The organism is Alteromonas marina, from assembly GCF_000808575.1.
GTDB classification, from domain to species: Bacteria; Pseudomonadota; Gammaproteobacteria; order Enterobacterales; family Alteromonadaceae; genus Alteromonas; species Alteromonas marina_A.
In genome coordinates, this window is the sequence record NZ_JWLW01000005.1 from 59,441 (window position 1) to 76,837 (window position 17,397).

The following is a 17,397-nucleotide window of genomic DNA, read 5'->3' on the forward strand; positions in this document are numbered from 1 at the left end:
GCAAGCAGCATTTTTTTGTTTAATGAATTTTTCTGCAGGTAATTTCCAGCATTATGCAACAATCGCACATTCGTAACTTCAGTATTATCGCCCACATTGACCACGGTAAGTCTACGCTGTCAGACCGTCTAATCCAGCATTGTGGAGGGCTAACAGACCGTGAAATGGCTGAACAGGTTCTCGACTCAATGGACCTAGAAAAAGAGCGCGGTATTACTATCAAAGCGCAAAGCGTAACGCTGAACTACGAAGCGCGCGACGGCGAAACTTATCAGCTTAACTTCATCGACACTCCTGGACACGTTGACTTTACCTACGAAGTATCTCGTTCTCTTGCTGCCTGTGAAGGTGCGCTTTTGGTTGTTGATGCAGGTCAGGGCGTAGAAGCACAGACATTGGCAAACTGCTATACCGCCATCGAGATGGATATGGAAGTAGTGCCTGTACTAAATAAAATCGACCTGCCTCAGGCCGAGCCAGACCGCGTTGCAGAAGAAATTGAAGATATTGTTGGTATCGATGCACTGGACGCTGTGCGCTGCTCAGCAAAAACCGGTATCGGTATTGAAGATGTACTTGAAGTCATTGTAAATAAAATCCCGCCGCCAGAAGGTGACCGCGAAGCGCCACTTAAAGCGCTGATCATCGATTCTTGGTTCGACAACTACCAAGGCGTTGTTTCACTGGTTCGTATTGTCGAAGGCGAGTTGACCAAGAAAGACAAAATTCAAATTATGTCAAATGGTCAAACGCATCAGGTTGACAAAATTGGTGTATTTACGCCCAAGCCACTCGATACAGGCACATTAAAAGCTGGCGAAGTAGGCTTTATCATCGCAGGAATTAAAGATATCCAAGGCGCGCCTGTGGGCGACACCATTACCTTGGCACGTGAGCCAGCTGACGCAATGCTTCCGGGCTTTAAAAAGGTTAAACCTCAGGTTTATGCCGGTATTTTTCCAATAAGCTCTGATGACTACGAAGACTTCCGTGACGCCCTGGCGAAACTAAGCCTGAATGACGCTTCACTGTTTTATGAGCCAGAAAGCTCCGCCGCGCTAGGTTTTGGATTTCGTATTGGTTTCCTTGGCATGCTACACATGGAAATCATTCAAGAGCGTTTAGAGCGTGAGTATGACTTGGGTCTTATCACTACTGCGCCAACGGTAATTTACGAAGTAGAAACAACCAAGGGCGAAATCCTTACCGTAGATAGCCCGGCTAAGCTACCTCCGGTAAACGATATTGCAGAAATTCGTGAGCCTATGGTTGAAGCCAACATTCTTGTGCCACAAGAATACCTAGGCAACGTAATTACGCTTTGTGTTGAGAAGCGCGGTATGCAAACCAACATGACATACCACGGTAAGCAAGTTGCGGTAACTTATGAGCTGCCAATGGCAGAAGTGGTGCTCGATTTCTTCGACCGTTTGAAATCGACCAGCCGTGGTTTTGCATCGCTTGATTACAACTTTAAGCGTTTCCAGACATCAGACATGGTGCGTGTTGATATTCTAATTAACGGTGAACGTGTAGACGCGTTAGCGGTAATTACGCACAGAGAAAACTCTCAAGGCCGTGGTCGTGAGCTGGTCGAAAAGCTTCGCGAGCTTATTCCACGACAAATGTTCGATATCGCTATTCAGGCGGCTATTGGTAACCATATTGTTGCAAGAAGTACAGTTAAACAGCTACGTAAAAACGTAATCGCGAAGTGTTACGGCGGTGACGTAAGCCGTAAGAAGAAACTACTTCAAAAGCAGAAAGAAGGTAAAAAGCGAATGAAGCAAGTGGGTAATGTTGAATTGCCACAAGATGCGTTCCTTGCAGTATTAAAGGTGGGCAAATAATGGCGAATTACTTCTCCTTGATTTTGGTGGCACTCACCTTAATAACAGGATTAATCTGGCTAGTGGATAGCCTAGTGTTTGCACCAAAGCGAAAAGCACGTTTACAGGCTGCGGCAACCGCAGAAGGGGCGGGCTACGGAGAAGATCCTCAACTGCCGTACCTTGTTGATACTTCACAACAGATTTTTCCTGTTATTGCTTTCGTATTGGTATTGCGTTCGTTTTTATATGAGCCATTTCAAATTCCTTCAGGCTCAATGATGCCCACCCTGTTAGTGGGTGATTTCATTTTGGTTGAAAAGTTTGCCTATGGCGTGAAAGACCCAGTTTTCAGAAGTAAGCTTATTGAAACTGGCGTACCAGAGCGTGGTGATGTGGTGGTTTTCAAGTACCCTGAAGAGCCTTCAATAGACTATATTAAGCGCGTGATTGGTTTACCGGGCGATACTGTGGTTTATCAAAATAAACAGGTTTATATCAAACCGAAGTGTGAGACTGGCAACAACTGTCCTAAATTGAAAGCCGTACCGCTGACGTTCCAAGAGCGTGGTGAGTTCGTACAGGACATGGCGCAGCTTATGCGTTACACCGAAGATTTAGGCACAGTAGAGCATGACATTTTGCGCCACCCAGTACGCGAGATTTCGCCAGTTAATTTTTATACCCAGCCTGGAACGCGTAGCAATGAGTGGATTGTGCCAGAAGGTCAGTATTTCGTGCTAGGCGATAACCGAGACAACAGCCGCGACAGCCGTTTCTGGGGTTTTGTGCCAGATGCAAACTTGGTTGGAAAAGCGGTGGCGATTTGGATTTCATTTGAATTTGAGCGCAGCCCGTCAGACTTCCTTCCAACGTGGGTACCAACAGGTGTTCGATTTGAGCGAGCAGGTGGCATTCATTAATGCAGGGAATTGATAAATATCGTCGTCTGTACAAGGCGATAGGCTACACATTTACCAATGAAGCTTTATTGGAACAAGCGCTTACTCATCGTAGTGCGGCCAAGCAGCACAACGAGCGACTTGAATTTTTGGGTGACGCTATTTTAGGCATGATTGTTGGGGAAACGCTGTTTAAGCGATTCCCAACTGTGCCAGAAGGCAAGCTTACCCGCATGCGCTCTACTTTGGTTAAAGGAGACACACTGGCAGAACTTGCAAAGGAAGCCAGTGTGGGTGAACTGCTAAACTTAGGGCCCGGTGAGCTCAAAAGTGGTGGTCATCGCAGAAGTTCGATTTTAGCCGATGCCGTTGAAGCTATTTTAGGGGCTATTTACCTTGATTCCGGTATGGACGAGGTACGAGGCGTTATAGACCGTTTATGGGAAACCCGCATAAACAAACTAGACCCTAATGCCCACCCTAAAGACAGCAAAACACGTCTTCAAGAGTTTTTACAAGGTCGTAAACAAGCGCTGCCAACCTATGAGGTGTTGTCTATTTCAGGGAAAGATCACGCACAAACATTTGAAGTTAGCTGCAAGGTAGAAAGCTTACCAGAAGCCGTAGTGGCGTCTGGCAATAGCCGCCGAAAAGCAGAACAAGAAGCTGCTCGTTTAACATTGGAGAAGCTTGATGGCAACGCATGATGAATCGAATTTGCCTGAAATGCCTGATATTCAAACTCGCTGTGGCCTAGTTGCCATAGTAGGCCGCCCTAATGTGGGTAAATCGACCTTGCTTAACCGCTTGCTAGGGCAAAAGGTAAGTATTACTTCGCGTAAACCGCAAACTACTCGCCACCGCATTCTTGGTATAGACACCGACGGTGATTATCAAGCGATTTACGTCGATACCCCAGGGCTTCACCAAGACGAAAAGCGCGCGATCAACCGCTATATGAACCGCGCGGCATCAAGCTCTTTGGCTGAAGTTGGCCTTGTGCTTTTTGTTGTAGAGGGCGACCGATTCAACGCCGAAGATGAAATGGTATTAAGTAAGGTTAAACAAGCAAACCTTCCTTGCTATCTCATCGTAAACAAGATGGATAAGGTTGAAGATAAAGAAAACTTTATGGTTCACCTTAAAAAGCTTGGCGAAAAGCACCCGTTTGAGCACATGATCCCTATCAGTGCTAAACAGGGCCGAATGGTTGACGAAATTAGAGAGTTGGTGGCCAAGTCGCTACCTAAAAGTGAGTTTTTCTTCCCAGAAGATTACATCACTGACCGCTCAAGCCGTTTTATGGCTGCTGAAATCATTCGCGAAAAGCTTATGCGCTTCACCGGCGATGAACTGCCTTACTCTACTACTGTGGAAATTGAGCAATTCAAAATGGCAGACAACGGTGTTTATCGTATCAGCGGTCTGATTTTGGTAGAGCGTGAAACCCAAAAACGCATGATCATCGGTAAAGGCGGAAAGCATTTGAAAACCATTGGTGAGCAAGCGCGTAAAGATATGGAAAACTTGTTCGACAACAAAGTATTTCTAGAACTTTGGGTGAAAGTGAAACAAGGCTGGGCAGACGATGAACGTGCTCTGCGCTCTCTAGGTTACGGTGACGACAGTAACTTCTAGTTCACGCCTATATTATCTTTATAACGCTAGTTAGCTTTAACTGGCGTTATATTAGCAAAGATAGTGAGTTAGCATCCTCACCAAGTGGCGTAGCCGTATGGCTTGTGGGCAACTACCTCAGTTAGAAGTGCTTATGTGAGCATTGACACGGCTGTTTACTTACTCGGTTTCAACATCACTAGCAGGCACAACAACTTCTTTTTAGGAGCGGTATATGGCAATTTCAGATATGCGCAGGCAGTACTCAAAGGGCAGTTTGAGTGAGTCAGATATAACTTCAAATCCGTTTACTTTATTCGATAAATGGTTAAAAGATGCCATTGACGCCGGAATTCCTGATCCTACTGCTATGACGGTTGCCACCGTCGATGCCAGCGGCCAACCTTCTCAGCGTATCGTTTTGTTAAAAGATGTCAGTGAAAAGGGCTTTGTGTTTTTCACTAACTTAGGCAGCCGTAAGGCACAAGAGTTAGCGGTAAACCCTAAAGTGTCGTGCCACTTTCCATGGTTTTTTATGGAGCGCCAAGTTCGCGTATGTGGCAGCGTTGAAAAGCTTTCTGTTTCTGAGAATGCCGCCTATTTCTTTTCGCGACCGAAAGACAGTCAGCTAGCAGCGTATGCGTCAAAACAAAGCAAACCTATTGGCAGCAGGGAGCTTCTACTGACCCAGTTTAAGCAGTTAAAAGATAAGTTTGCTAACAAAGAGCTTCCCGTGCCGGATTTTTGGGGCGGTTTCAGGATCGTGCCACATCAAATTGAGTTTTGGCAAGGTGGAGAAGATAGGCTACATGACCGCTTTGAATACAACAAAACTGAAGATGGCGCGTGGGTAACACAGCGCCTAATGCCGTAGGGAATAAGTTCACCTTTCGTTCCCGCTAAAGCACTTCTCTAGAATGTGAGCCCGTTTAACTATTGAGCTTGTAGATAGCGTGCGGCGAGATAGGTAACAAGGAGGCATCTAAGCCGTGATTGATAGTCATTGCCATCTCGACTTACTTGCACAAAAAAAAGATCTTAGAGTTGCATTAGAAAGCGCCAAAGCCGCAGGGCTTACGCGCATCATGGCGCCTAGTATTAACCCCGAATCTTGGCAGGCGTTACAAGCACTCAGTGAACGCTATGAGAGCCTTTTATCGATTGATACTGCGCTTGGGCTCCATCCTTATTTTTTAACTTGCAGTGAGCTTGAAAAGCCAGAGCAAACACTCAAGGAGAGTCTTCGTCAACTTGAAGCCGCTACGGCTAACTTGCACCATTCGGTAAAAGCCTTGGGGGAAACAGGTATCGATGGGCATATAAGCGTGCCGTTAGCGCTTCAAAAGGAAGCGCTACACAACCATTTGAAACTTGCTGATAAAGTATCGTTACCCGTAATTTTACATCACAGAAAAAGTCATCATTTGCTCGTTGAAGCGCTGAAGCTAGCCAACTATCAGGGAGTGGGGGTTGTGCATGCTTTTTCAGGAAGTATTGAAGCGGCCAAAGGGTATATTGAGCGAGGGTTTTACCTAGGTATAGGCGGTACGATCACCTATGAGCGTGCTCAAAAAACACGAAACACCCTTGGGTTTTTGTTAGAACACCATTTTGATAAATTGCTTTTAGAAACGGATGCCCCTGATATGCCCATGTGCGGTAGACAAGGAGAAGCAAACGAACCTCGTTATTTATCAGATGTCGTTGACGTTATACGCGACTGCTATGGGGTGCCACTTAAAGAAATAGTCTCCACCACTACAGTGAACTACACTCGACTATTCAATATTGATGCTGGAAGCGAAGCATAGACGTCCAAACTAGCTATCTAGCGCTTCTCTTTATTTCTTTTTGATTCAATTACCTGAATAAACCATGGGCGAGATTTATAAAAGGCCCGGGTTAGGTAAATACCTAGCATGAGCGCTAAAAAGACGAGAATACACGCAATAAGAGCAAGCTGGTAGCGCAATGTCAGTGGACTCTCGAGGACAGCCTGCGTGTTCATGTGAATATTCACATAACCTAGTAAATTTTCATTATCATCAGTGATAACGCCAACATAAGTTAGCGGCGTTACACTTTGCGACTGACTCATCGACACCACGCTCTCAATTTGGGGCAAAGGGGCAATATATCTTCCGTCTTTATCAAACACGGACAACGCAAGAATGTGTGGTTCGTTTATCAAAATAGCAGCGACACTCTCAATGTAATCCCTTCTGGCAATATTGTTTAATAACGCCGTGCCAGCATCGATTTCAAGGCCTTCACTGGTGAGCTGATCTGCTATGAATGCGGGCTGAAGAAGTTTTGCATATTGTCTGGCAATGCTTTCTCCAGAAAAGCGGGTTTGAACTGTCAGCCAGTCATTTTGGTACTGCTGTAACAAAAGTATTAACACAACCACCAGCGCAAATACCGTACTCACTACTAAGGTATGAAAAAGCCTTTTCAATGCCGTATACAAAGAGTGGGAGCTGCTTTTTACTTGTGATTGGGCTTTGCTAAGCACGTCTACCAATGCGTAATTCCATAAATGCCATGAGTTGCCTAACAGTAGGTGAAATCTAAATAATTTTAAAGAGGATATTTTATTAGTTAGCCTAATTGGTTAGCATTAGTGCATCATTTGCCAACCACCGCAGTTTCTGTGTGCGTTATGAAAGACACCTTTACCATTAATATTAGTAATGACCAAATTCATCTAGCTTCCTCGCTGTCAAACATTGTCAATAATGAGCACAATGAGCACTCTTGTTCGCATACGCTGACTGTAATCGGTCAAGCCGTCACACCTTATTTATTGAAAGGTGTATGTGAAAAGCTTAGAGATGTATTCACACCGCTGAGCGCCGCGTTTCATCATTTGCATCAGCAGATGGGTGACGACGTTGTTGAAGTTAGGGGAAATCTGGTTAACGCAGACCTTGAAGAGATTAAACCGCTACTTAGTGATGTAAGTAAAGCATTCAACCTCGATGTCGGCCTTCAAGCTTCTCGACCGTCCTTGTCTACGCCTGGGCTACTGGTCATGGATATGGATAGTACCGTGATTGCCATCGAATGTATTGATGAGATAGCAAAACTAGCTGGGGTTGGTGAGCAGGTTGCCGAAGTTACAGCGAAAGCCATGCGCGGCGAAATAGCATTTAACGATAGCTTAACGCACAGAGTAGCATGCTTAGAAGGCGTGCCTATCAATCACCTCAATCAAATACGTGACAGCATTCCAATAATGCCTGGTATTCAAGTACTGCTTAGTCACTTGAAAAAGCATGATTGGAAGTTGGCTATTGCATCTGGAGGCTTCACGTTTTTTGCTGATCACTTAAAAGAGAGGCTAGGCCTTGACTATGCGATTTCCAATACGCTAGCGGTATATGATGAGTGTTTAACGGGTAAGGTGGTTGGTGAAATTATCAATGCAGACGTAAAAGCCCGTACCGTAAGAGAACTTGCAGAAAAGTGGCAAATACCATCTACTCAAACTGTGGCTATGGGCGATGGCGCCAACGACCTAGTCATGATGGCCGAGTCTGCCTTAGGCGTGGCGTGCCACGGAAAGCCTTTAGTTAACGAAAAAGCAGATGTGGCAATACGCGTGGGTAGTTTGCACAGCCTACTGTACTTCTTAGATAAATAACTGATCAAGGTCAGTGATAGATAAACGCTAGCTTTTCGAGGTGAACCAAGCTGGCGTTCACTCGTTTTCAGCTAGCATCAACGCGGCAGCTCTACGCTATACGCGATGTACTCTCGCGTTTATATTGTACTTGGCCCCAAATTATACGGGTGAAGTAACAATATTCAGCTGCGCGAGTTTACAGTAATACTAGGCTGAACCGTACTTTTAAGGGTTTTGTTTGCTGTGATGTCTTCCATCGTAAAACCGTATCTGATGAGAACTTCATCGGTCACGTCGATAAGATGAGAGCATGCAGCAATGCTCCACATTTTTTTCTCTAACTCGCGGGCTCTGTGCATGGCGTACATGGTAACGTAGTTAATTTCTGTTTGCAGCATGGTTAGATCAGGCTTACCCGTGGTGGTTAGCATCACGTGTATAGCAACAAACTGGCCCCGAACCATGGCTTCTCTGATAAACGCACGGCGCTGCTCGTTACTTTCGAATTTATGCGAGTAACGCGGAATAATTGCCATTCGCGGTTCTTTCTGAGAGGCATCAAATGAAATGAAGAGCTCTTGTCGCAAAGGCATATTTTCAAGCTTGACCGCTTTAATTCCGCTTTGAACGAATGGTGAATCTTGCTTTCTATCTCTGAACAAAAACTCCAAATTCACCTTGCCACGCTCTGCATACTGTGTAGTAAGTGTGGTAATTCTTTCGTCTTGTTTCCCGACAATGCACGCCTGGGGCGTGTATCGCACACCTTCTTTGCTCATCAAAAAAGATAGAGAAGTCGCGTTTCTGGCGTTTATGCAGCGAAGCGCTTGCCCAATGCCAGGAACCTCTTCTTCATCGTTATCGACCTTTAGGTTGCCTTTATTCTTTTTTATTAATTCTTCAAAGAAATTACGTGCGCTTTTACCTTCATCGCCGGTCGCGGTTTTCAGGTGAAGGATTTTTTTCTCTACATTATGATAGATGATATCGTATTGAAGATGCATAACATCAAAAGCGTTTGCTATCTCTTGAAGGCGAGGGAACGCGACTTCGACTCTACCCTCTAAACTGCCGCTGTAGTCTTTTGTAAGCTCAATTCGAAGGCCTAAGCCATGAACTGAAATGTCCTCGCTTATGCCTCGATGGACCGTCGTCTCACCATTAAACCTTGCCTCAATCTGTGTTCTTAACTGATAGCGGCTTTCTATGCGCTGTTCTTCGTACTTAAAGCGAACCAGATGAATATTGGAGGCTGTACGATTTCTGGGGTGACCAAAAATCCTTAAATGGGAAAGATTGTCTCGATTAAACTTAAGCTCGTTATAGGTTTCTTGCCCTGTTACCGAGGTCACGTCAGTTACATGAGCAAGATAGCGAAGGTTTTTTAACTTAGACATCAATCGCGCAGAGGGCGGTGTATTGAGTTTTTTTACTTTGTGGCCAACAGAGTCTGGAATAGAGAGTGGAATGTGCGCTTGTTCTGGCTCCATTTCTGTTAGCGTTATTTTAAATACCCGCCAGCTGGCCTTTCTTGAGCCAAAACCTAGGAACACACGTGACAATATTTCTTTTTGCTGAAGTTCCTCATAAGCGGCGGAATAAAAATAAACCTTATCGCTATGCAGGTGCGTAAAACTAAAAACAAAAATCTCTCTTACTTCATCCGACTTGTTGAGTAAACGCGCGAGTCTTTCTTGCGTAAGTAAGAAATTCAAGCGACAGTTGTCTTCTTCATCTTGCCAATATTGAACGGTTTCTCGGTTAACTTCATTTACCATTGCATAGCGTGGAACCAAGGTTTCGTTAACAACATCAATGAATATTGGAAGTGTAGGGCTGCGAGGAGAAAAGTACTGCTCGCAGGTCTTGCTGGTTATCGCTTCAATGGTATTCGTCATGTTCACTTTATAACGACGTTTATTGCCGTGTATGAAGGTTTCTAAGAACTTGTCGAATGCCGGGTTTGGGTGAGTCTTGTCGCGCTGTAGGGCTAAGTAGTTAACGTCATTCTTTGTAATGATTTTCACTAGTTTGTAAGCAATGCCATTTTTTTTATCCATGGCAAATTCGCTTTCAAGCCCTCTGAAGTAGATGAAAAGGGTCTCGCCTTTTTCAAAAAAAGAGTCTTTTGATAACTTTATCTGCAGGCCTTCAAGAGAAATATCTACGCTTGACCCACGCATTGATTGATTGGCGCTATTAAATAATTCTACCGCCACAGCGAAGTTCATGCGTTCAGTGTTGCGCTGTCTATAGTCGAGAAGGTTTACAATGGGAACTTTAAATTGCTCTAAAACTGCTGAACGTTTTTTAACTTCGGGGTTTTCTTTATCTGCGCGCTCTTGAGCAAGCTCTTTTTCACGCATTAGGCGAAAGTTGTTTTCGGTATTTTGTACTGCCTCGTAAACGCCATAAGTATATCGACCAAATACCCTCAACTGCTCTTCAAACTTGTCAACAGCCACGTCATCCATGTAGTGGCTTCTACCTTCGTGCACATACTTTTTGCACTTTCCGTCAACATGGCCGCGCAAATCTATGGTACGCATGCAAGGTTTGGCTAAACGCTTTACTTCCATTTTGATGAGGAAGCGCTTTTCTTTCGGCACATCAGATGCAGTCTGAAGCAATACCTGATTAAATTCAGGCTCATTAACCATAGGCTTTAGCTGTTCAATAATGTCAGCGTATTGCTTTAAATCTTGACTCATGAATGCGCAACTTTGTTGTTTAGTATCATTGTTTTAGTTGTTATCGGCAAATCAGTAAAACTCATTAACCCGTAAAGTCGTTATACTTTTGTACCGTTTTTCTGGAGGAGAACTGACCTTAGGTTTGTGCTTAATTCACCGTTGTTAAGTGTTAGAATACTCTTTTTAAGCAATGGATAAAACTGGAATATGGCAAAACGTAAAACTGCTTATGTGTGTTCTGACTGCGGTGCAGAGTTCCCTCGCTGGCAAGGTCAATGTTCGGAGTGTAAAGCGTGGAATACGATAAGTGAGTTTGTGGTTGCAAGTGCCAAAAGTGTCGCACGCCAAACCACGTCAGGCTATGCAGGGCAAACCGCAGCCAGAATTGAGACGTTAAATGCAATAGATCTCGAATCACTACCGCGATTCTCGTCAACATTTAAAGAGCTCGATAGAGTGTTAGGGGGGGGAATAGTCCCTGGGGCAGCTATGCTAATCGGTGGTTCGCCAGGTGCAGGTAAAAGTACGCTCTTGCTTCAAGTGATGTGCCAAATGGCAAAAAGCGAAACCGCATTATATGTGACAGGGGAAGAGTCGCTTCAGCAAGTGGCTATGCGAGCGAAGCGCTTAAATCTACCTGACGACAAGCTGATGATGCTAGCGGAAACAAACGTGGAAACTATCTGCGATTTAGCGCTCTCGAAAAAGCCTAAAATTATGGTTATCGACTCTATTCAAGTAATGCACGTGTCAGATGTGCAGTCTGCGCCAGGCAGTGTGTCGCAAGTACGAGAAAGTGCAGCGTATTTGACGCGCTTTGCCAAACAAAATCATATTGCCATGTTCATTGTTGGCCATGTAACAAAAGACGGTAACTTGGCAGGTCCGAAAGTTCTTGAGCACTGTATCGATAGCTCTATGATGCTGGAAGGAGAAAGTGATGGTCGCTACCGTACGCTTCGAAGTCATAAAAACCGCTTTGGTGCGGTAAATGAGCTCGGCGTGTTTGCCATGACAGAAAAAGGCCTTAAAGAGGTAAGTAACCCATCAGCCATATTCTTGAGTCGAGGTGACAATGAAACGCCAGGGTCTAGCGTTATGGTTATCTGGGAGGGTACCCGCCCGTTACTAGTAGAAATACAGGCGTTGGTAGACTATTCGCAGATGTCGAACCCAAGGCGAATCGCTGTAGGGTTGGATCAGAACCGTTTGTCTATGCTGCTCGCGGTTTTGCATCGACATGGCAATGTGCAAATGAATGATCAAGACGTTTTTGTCAACGTGGTAGGCGGTGTAAGAGTATCAGAGACCAGTGCAGACTTAGCCTTATTATTGGCCATGATTTCAAGCTTTAGAAATCGCTCGCTGCCTAGAGATTTGATTGTATTCGGCGAAGTCGGGCTAGCCGGCGAGATTCGCCCGGTTCCTAATGGAACGGAACGCATTATCGAGGCGGCGAAACATGGTTTTAAGCGGGCGATCGTGCCAAAAGCCAACGCGCCTAAGCAAGCCATAAATGGCATGAAAGTGGTACCGGTAGCGCGCTTATCTGAGGCGTTAGACGCGCTTGAGTAATGTGAAAGGCTCAACATTTACGTAAAGTGTTGACGGTGCCTGTTAGAGTGAAAGGCCTATTGAATGGGCCTTTCCTGTATTAAACGAGTGAAACGCGTTTTTTTTAAAAGTTAATGTGGCGCCTGATAAACCGCATTAACTAATGCATTCAGGTCTTTCTCTTCAATACTGGCGTCTTCGCTGTTTAAAGTAATTAAACGACGAAGGGCGCTAATGCTGTCTACATCCATTCGCTCAACTTTACAGCCTAATGAGACCCGTTCTTTCCTACTGTCGGCATGACGATACAACTGCGAAATAGAAAGGGTTATTAAAGGACTGTCCTCATTTGCTTTGAAGGTAGCAGTGTAAGGGTCGTGACTGTCAAAAGGTAAGTGTGACAACGCCGTTTCGGTAGCTTGAAGTTTAATGCCTTGAAGCGATACGTCGCTAACTACCACATCAATACTAACGTCATTGTGTGCCAGTTTGCCATTTACGTTCAGAGATACCCGTTGGAATTGGCGCTTATCTGTCATTACTCAAATACCTAATGTTTGTCTACGACCTCAGTATTGGCCAATTTGCGTGGGTTCGCAATGAAAAGCGAACAAATAAAAAAGCCGCTATCATTGATAGCGGCTTTTGGTGTCGGCTCAGAGTTATTACACTCTATAATATCTCTGGTACCGAGTTATTTAGACATACGCTTATATTTAAGGCGATGCGGTTCAACCACATCTTGTCCAAACTCTTGCTTCAACCAGCTTTCGTAGTCTGAGTAGTTGCCTTCGAAGAAGTTGATGTTACCTTCATCGCGGTAATCCATAATGTGTGTTGCTACACGGTCTAGGAACCAACGGTCGTGCGAGATAACCATGGCACAGCCTGGGAACTCCAACAACGCGTTTTCCAAGGCGCGAAGTGTTTCTACGTCTAGGTCGTTGGTTGGCTCATCCAGTAGCAATACGTTACCGCCTGCCTTAAGCAGCTTCGCAAGGTGAACACGGTTACGCTCACCGCCTGACAAGTCTTTGATGAACTTCTGCTGGTCGGTGCCTTTAAAGTTAAAGCGGCTACAATAGGCGCGGCTGTTAATTTCAAAGTTGCCAATGCGAATAATGTCTTGCTCGTCAGAAATTTCTTTCCACACGGTGTTGTTTTCGTTCATGTGGTCGCGGAACTGTTCTACCGCAGCAATTTGAACGGTTTCACCTAAATCGATGGTGCCTGAATCAGGTTGTTCTGCACCGGTAAGCATTCTGAACAAGGTTGATTTACCCGCGCCGTTAGGGCCAATGATACCTACAATGGCACCCTTTGGTACTTTAAACGTTAAGTCGTCGATAAGTACGCGATCGCCATACGACTTTTTAAGGTTGCTTACTTCAATAACCTTGTCACCTAAGCGTTCACCTGGTGGAATGAAAAGCTCATTGGTTTCATTACGCTTTTGGTAATCGCTGGTAGATAGTTCTTCAAAGCGGGCCATACGAGCTTTACTTTTTGCATGACGACCTTTCGGGTTTGAGCGTACCCACTCAAGTTCCTGTTTCATGCTCTTCATACGCGCCGTTTCGGTACGCTCTTCTTGCTCAAGTCGATTTTCTTTCTGTTCCAACCATGAAGAGTAGTTACCTTCCCATGGAATACCTTCACCACGGTCTAGTTCTAAAATCCAACCTGCAACGTTATCAAGGAAGTATCTATCGTGGGTAATAGCGACCACGGTGCCTTCATAATCGTGAAGGAAGCGCTCTAGCCATGCGACTGATTCTGCGTCTAGGTGGTTAGTGGGTTCGTCTAGAAGCAACATTTCAGGCTTCTCTAGAAGCAGACGACACAGCGCCACGCGACGGCGTTCACCACCTGATAGTTTGCTAACGTCCGCATCCCACGCTGGAAGGCGAAGTGCATCAGCGGCACGCTCTAAGGCATTTTCTAGGTTGTGACCGTCTTTGGCTTGAATAATGGCTTCAAGCTCACCTTGCTCTTTTGCAAGGGCGTCAAAATCAGCATCCGCTTCTGCATAGGCTGCGTACACTTCATCAAGGCGAGTCAATGCGTGTTTAACGTCAGCAACGGCTTCTTCGATATTGCCGCGAACATCTTTTGTTTCATCAAGCTGAGGCTCCTGAGGAAGGTAGCCCACTTTTAAGCCCGGTTGAGGGCGCGCTTCACCTTCAATATCGGTATCTACGCCAGCCATAATGCGAAGTAAGGTTGATTTACCTGCACCGTTTAGACCTAGCACACCAATTTTGGCGCCTGGGAAAAAGCTAAGTGAGATATTTTTTAGAATGTGTCTATTAGGTGGGACGATTTTGCCCACGCGATGCATACTGTAAACGTATTGCGCCATGCTCTATCCTCGCTGAAAAAGCGGTGAAAAATAATAAAGTCCTAATTGGGCGTATTCTACTCGTAACAGGGTAGTTTATGCCAGTTACTTACGCTTAGTGTATTTGTGCTTGGCGATATTTTAATCACTCATGCCAAAAAGATCGATTTATGCATCGGTTGGCGAGTTGATTTAAGGTAGACTTGTTTTTATAAGCATGAGTAAACATGGGCTTTAGGGTGAACTAGCAAACAGCAATAAAGAACCCAAAGCGATAGACTCAACACTATTCATATCTCTGAACAGGTAATTATGATGACCGCTATGAGTAAACGCACATACAGTCTGGAAGAGCTTGCCAAACATGTAGGTGGGGAAGTGCAGGGCGATGGAAACATTACTATCTCTGCAGTAGGTACGTTATCCGGTGCAGCATCGCACCAAATTTCGTTTCTGACCAATCCTAAATACAAGCCGCAGTTAAAAGATACTCAGGCTGGTGCGGTAATTCTGCACAAAAACTTGAAAGATGATAGCCCAGTTCCAGCGCTGGTTGTGGCAAACCCTCATGCAGCGTTCGCCCTCATTGCTCAGTTGTTCGATACTACCCCAGCGGTAGCGACAGGTATTGCTGAGTCAGCGGTAATTGCGCCATCTGCCCGCATCGGCAGTGATGTATCGCTAGGCCACAATGTAATCATTGAAGAGAACGTGGTTTTAGGCGATAGAGTTACTGTAGGCGCGAATACGGTTATTCGTAGAGGTACCCATATTGGTGAAGGCTGTACCATTCACCCGAACGTAACTATCTATCATGACGTTGTGATCGGTAAGCGTGTGACAATTCATAGCCAAACAGTGATTGGCGCGGCAGGCTTTGGTTACGCTAACGATAAAGGCGTTTGGATCCCTATTCCACAAACTGGGTCAGTTCGCATTGGAGATGATAGTCAGATTGGCGCAAGCAGCAGCATAGACCGCGGCGCGATGGAAGATACGGTTTTAGGCACCAATGTTATTATCGATAACCAAGTACAAATTGGCCACAACTGTATTATTGGTGATCATTCATGCATTTGCGGCGCTACCGGTATTGCTGGTAGCTGTCATATCGGCAAGCACGTGATTATTGGTGGTGGAGTGGGCATTAATGGCCACATTAGCATTTGCGATAATGTTCAGGTGACTGGCTACACCATGATTGTACAAGATATCACTGAACCGGGCGTTTATTCTTCTGGCCAGCCAGCACAAACCAACCGTGACTGGCGCAAAAATACGGTTCGCCTTGCCAAAATTGGTAGTTTATTTGACCGTGTTAAAGCCCTGGAAAAACAGGTCTGATCTCGCGCTGGCGCAGGTATTTCGTTAAACCTGCGCCATTTATATTAATTTGGTCATAAAGCGGTATACAAGCCCCCGAAAATGACTAGAATATGGCTCGAATTTGAGCAATCAGTGCGTAACGCCATATAAAAACCGCAGTTAAGGAGCCCCCATGTTTTCTCGCGAAATGAATATAGCTGACTTCGATCCTGAATTAGCCGATGCAATGTCTAAAGAGGTTGAGCGTCAAGAACATCACATAGAGCTAATTGCCTCTGAGAACTACTGTAGCCCACGTGTAATGGAAGCACAGGGATCGCAGCTTACTAATAAGTATGCTGAAGGTTACCCAGGCAAGCGTTACTACGGTGGTTGTGAGCACGTAGACGTCGTTGAACAACTTGCTATTGACCGTGCAAAAGCACTTTTTGGTGCAGACTACGCGAACGTTCAACCGCACGCTGGTTCACAAGCTAACTCTGCCGTATTCATGGCATTACTTGACGCAGGCGATACGGTGTTGGGAATGAGCCTTTCTGAAGGTGGTCACCTAACTCACGGTTCACACGTAAACTTCTCTGGTAAAACCTATAACGCTGTACAGTATGGTTTGAACAAAGAAACCGGCGAAATCGATTACGCGCAGGTTGAAGCGCTTGCTAAAGAGCACAAGCCGAAAATGATTATCGGTGGTTTCTCTGCGTATTCTGGCATTGTCGATTGGGCGAAATTCCGCGAAATCGCTGATAGTGTTGGCGCATACTTACTTGTTGATATGGCGCACGTAGCTGGCTTAGTAGCCGCTGGCGTTTATCCAAACCCGCTACCTCACGCACATGTAGTAACTACGACGACACACAAAACCCTTGCGGGTCCGCGTAGTGGTCTAATCCTATCTTCATGTGGCGACGAAGCAATTTACAAAAAGCTTAACAGCTCAGTATTCCCAGGTAACCAAGGTGGTCCACTTTGTCATGTAATCGCAGCTAAAGCGGTTGCTTTCAAAGAAGCACTACAGCCAGAATTTAAAGTGTATCAGCAGCAGGTTGTTGCAAACGCGAAAGCGATGGTTTCTGTAATGCAAGAGCGCGGTTATAACATCGTTTCTGGCGGTACTGACAACCACTTGTTCCTTCTTGACCTTATCGACAAGGACATCACCGGTAAAGATGCAGACGCAGCACTAGGTGCCGCAAATATTACGGTAAACAAAAACTCAGTGCCAAATGACCCGCGTTCACCGTTTGTAACCAGCGGTCTTCGTATCGGTAGCCCAGCGATCACTCGCCGTGGTTTCAAAGAAGAACAAGCTAAGCAAGTTGCAACATGGATTTGCGACATTCTAGATAACATGGGCGATGAGTCTGTTATCAAACGTGTTCAGGACGAAGTGGTTGCACTTTGCGCACAATTCCCTGTTTATAAATAAATAGGTTTGTGTTTTATTGCGTACTTTGGTACTAATGCTGGACTAACTAGTCTAGGTTTAATTTAGATGCCTAAGTAC

At 45.3% G+C, this 17,397-nt stretch carries 14 protein-coding genes; 10 read left to right on the forward strand and 4 right to left on the reverse strand.

The features are described from left to right. Positions 1-53 precede the first annotated feature (53 nt). The 6 genes from lepA to RJ41_RS03595 all read left to right on the forward strand — a co-directional run bounded on the left by lepA (position 54) and on the right by RJ41_RS03595 (position 6,159). Entirely contained in the window at positions 54-1,850 is a 1,797-nt protein-coding gene (gene lepA, locus RJ41_RS03570) for a translation elongation factor 4 (protein WP_039217007.1), read from the forward strand. Continuing rightward, the gene (gene lepB / locus RJ41_RS03575; protein ID WP_014950104.1) at positions 1,850-2,752 is read left to right on the forward strand and encodes a signal peptidase I; all 903 of its coding nucleotides are present in this window, start codon (positions 1,850-1,852) and stop codon (positions 2,750-2,752) included. Before lepA ends, lepB begins: the two co-directional genes overlap by 1 nt. Continuing rightward, positions 2,752-3,438: a ribonuclease III gene (rnc, locus tag RJ41_RS03580; protein ID WP_039217010.1), complete on the forward strand. Its 687-nt coding sequence runs from the start codon at positions 2,752-2,754 to the stop codon at positions 3,436-3,438. Before lepB ends, rnc begins: the two co-directional genes overlap by 1 nt. 19 nt (positions 3,439-3,457) lie before the next feature. Continuing rightward, positions 3,458-4,369, forward strand: coding sequence for a GTPase Era (gene era / locus RJ41_RS03585; RefSeq protein ID WP_014950102.1), 912 nt, complete (start codon positions 3,458-3,460; stop codon positions 4,367-4,369). 214 nt (positions 4,370-4,583) lie between these two features. Beyond that, a complete protein-coding gene (gene pdxH / locus RJ41_RS03590) occupies positions 4,584-5,222 on the forward strand; it encodes a pyridoxamine 5'-phosphate oxidase (protein ID WP_039217013.1) in 639 nt (212 codons plus the stop codon). A gap of 115 nt (positions 5,223-5,337) precedes the next feature. Next, positions 5,338-6,159 carry a TatD family hydrolase gene (locus RJ41_RS03595; RefSeq protein ID WP_039217016.1) on the forward strand — a complete coding sequence of 274 codons (822 nt, stop codon included), beginning with the start codon at positions 5,338-5,340 and terminating at the stop codon, positions 6,157-6,159. Positions 6,160-6,176: 17 nt separating this feature from the next. On the opposite strand, the gene RJ41_RS03600 is transcribed toward RJ41_RS03595, so the two are convergent. Further along, on the reverse strand, positions 6,177-6,872 hold the full coding sequence (locus RJ41_RS03600; protein ID WP_039217018.1) for a hypothetical protein: 696 nt from the start codon (positions 6,870-6,872) through the stop codon (positions 6,177-6,179). A 138-nt stretch (positions 6,873-7,010) separates the two neighbouring features. Between RJ41_RS03600 and serB the strand changes: the two genes are divergently transcribed. Continuing rightward, a complete protein-coding gene (gene serB, locus RJ41_RS03605; protein ID WP_039217128.1) occupies positions 7,011-7,994 on the forward strand; it encodes a phosphoserine phosphatase SerB in 984 nt (327 codons plus the stop codon). 164 nt (positions 7,995-8,158) lie between these two features. On the opposite strand, the gene RJ41_RS03610 is transcribed toward serB, so the two are convergent. After that, positions 8,159-10,687 (reverse strand): PilZ domain-containing protein, encoded by a 2,529-nt coding sequence (locus RJ41_RS03610; RefSeq protein ID WP_039217021.1) that lies wholly within the window; start codon positions 10,685-10,687, stop codon positions 8,159-8,161. Positions 10,688-10,876: 189 nt separating this feature from the next. Between RJ41_RS03610 and radA the strand changes: the two genes are divergently transcribed. Then, on the forward strand, positions 10,877-12,244 hold the full coding sequence (radA, locus tag RJ41_RS03615; protein WP_039217023.1) for a DNA repair protein RadA: 1,368 nt from the start codon (positions 10,877-10,879) through the stop codon (positions 12,242-12,244). A 110-nt stretch (positions 12,245-12,354) separates the two neighbouring features. Here the strand turns inward: radA and RJ41_RS03620 are convergent, their stop codons facing one another. Beyond that, entirely contained in the window at positions 12,355-12,762 is a 408-nt protein-coding gene (locus RJ41_RS03620; protein ID WP_039217025.1) for a PilZ domain-containing protein, read from the reverse strand. A 155-nt stretch (positions 12,763-12,917) separates the two neighbouring features. After that, positions 12,918-14,585 carry an energy-dependent translational throttle protein EttA gene (ettA, locus tag RJ41_RS03625; RefSeq protein ID WP_039217028.1) on the reverse strand — a complete coding sequence of 556 codons (1,668 nt, stop codon included), beginning with the start codon at positions 14,583-14,585 and terminating at the stop codon, positions 12,918-12,920. A 294-nt stretch (positions 14,586-14,879) separates the two neighbouring features. Here ettA and lpxD point away from each other — a divergent pair, with 294 nt between their 5' ends. Together lpxD and glyA are read left to right on the forward strand one after the other, a co-directional pair. Further along, the gene (lpxD, locus tag RJ41_RS03630) at positions 14,880-15,908 is read left to right on the forward strand and encodes a UDP-3-O-(3-hydroxymyristoyl)glucosamine N-acyltransferase (RefSeq protein WP_039217031.1); all 1,029 of its coding nucleotides are present in this window, start codon (positions 14,880-14,882) and stop codon (positions 15,906-15,908) included. Between the two features lie 154 nt (positions 15,909-16,062). Continuing rightward, positions 16,063-17,319 carry a serine hydroxymethyltransferase gene (gene glyA / locus RJ41_RS03635; protein WP_014950092.1) on the forward strand — a complete coding sequence of 419 codons (1,257 nt, stop codon included), beginning with the start codon at positions 16,063-16,065 and terminating at the stop codon, positions 17,317-17,319. Positions 17,320-17,397: the final 78 nt, after the last annotated feature.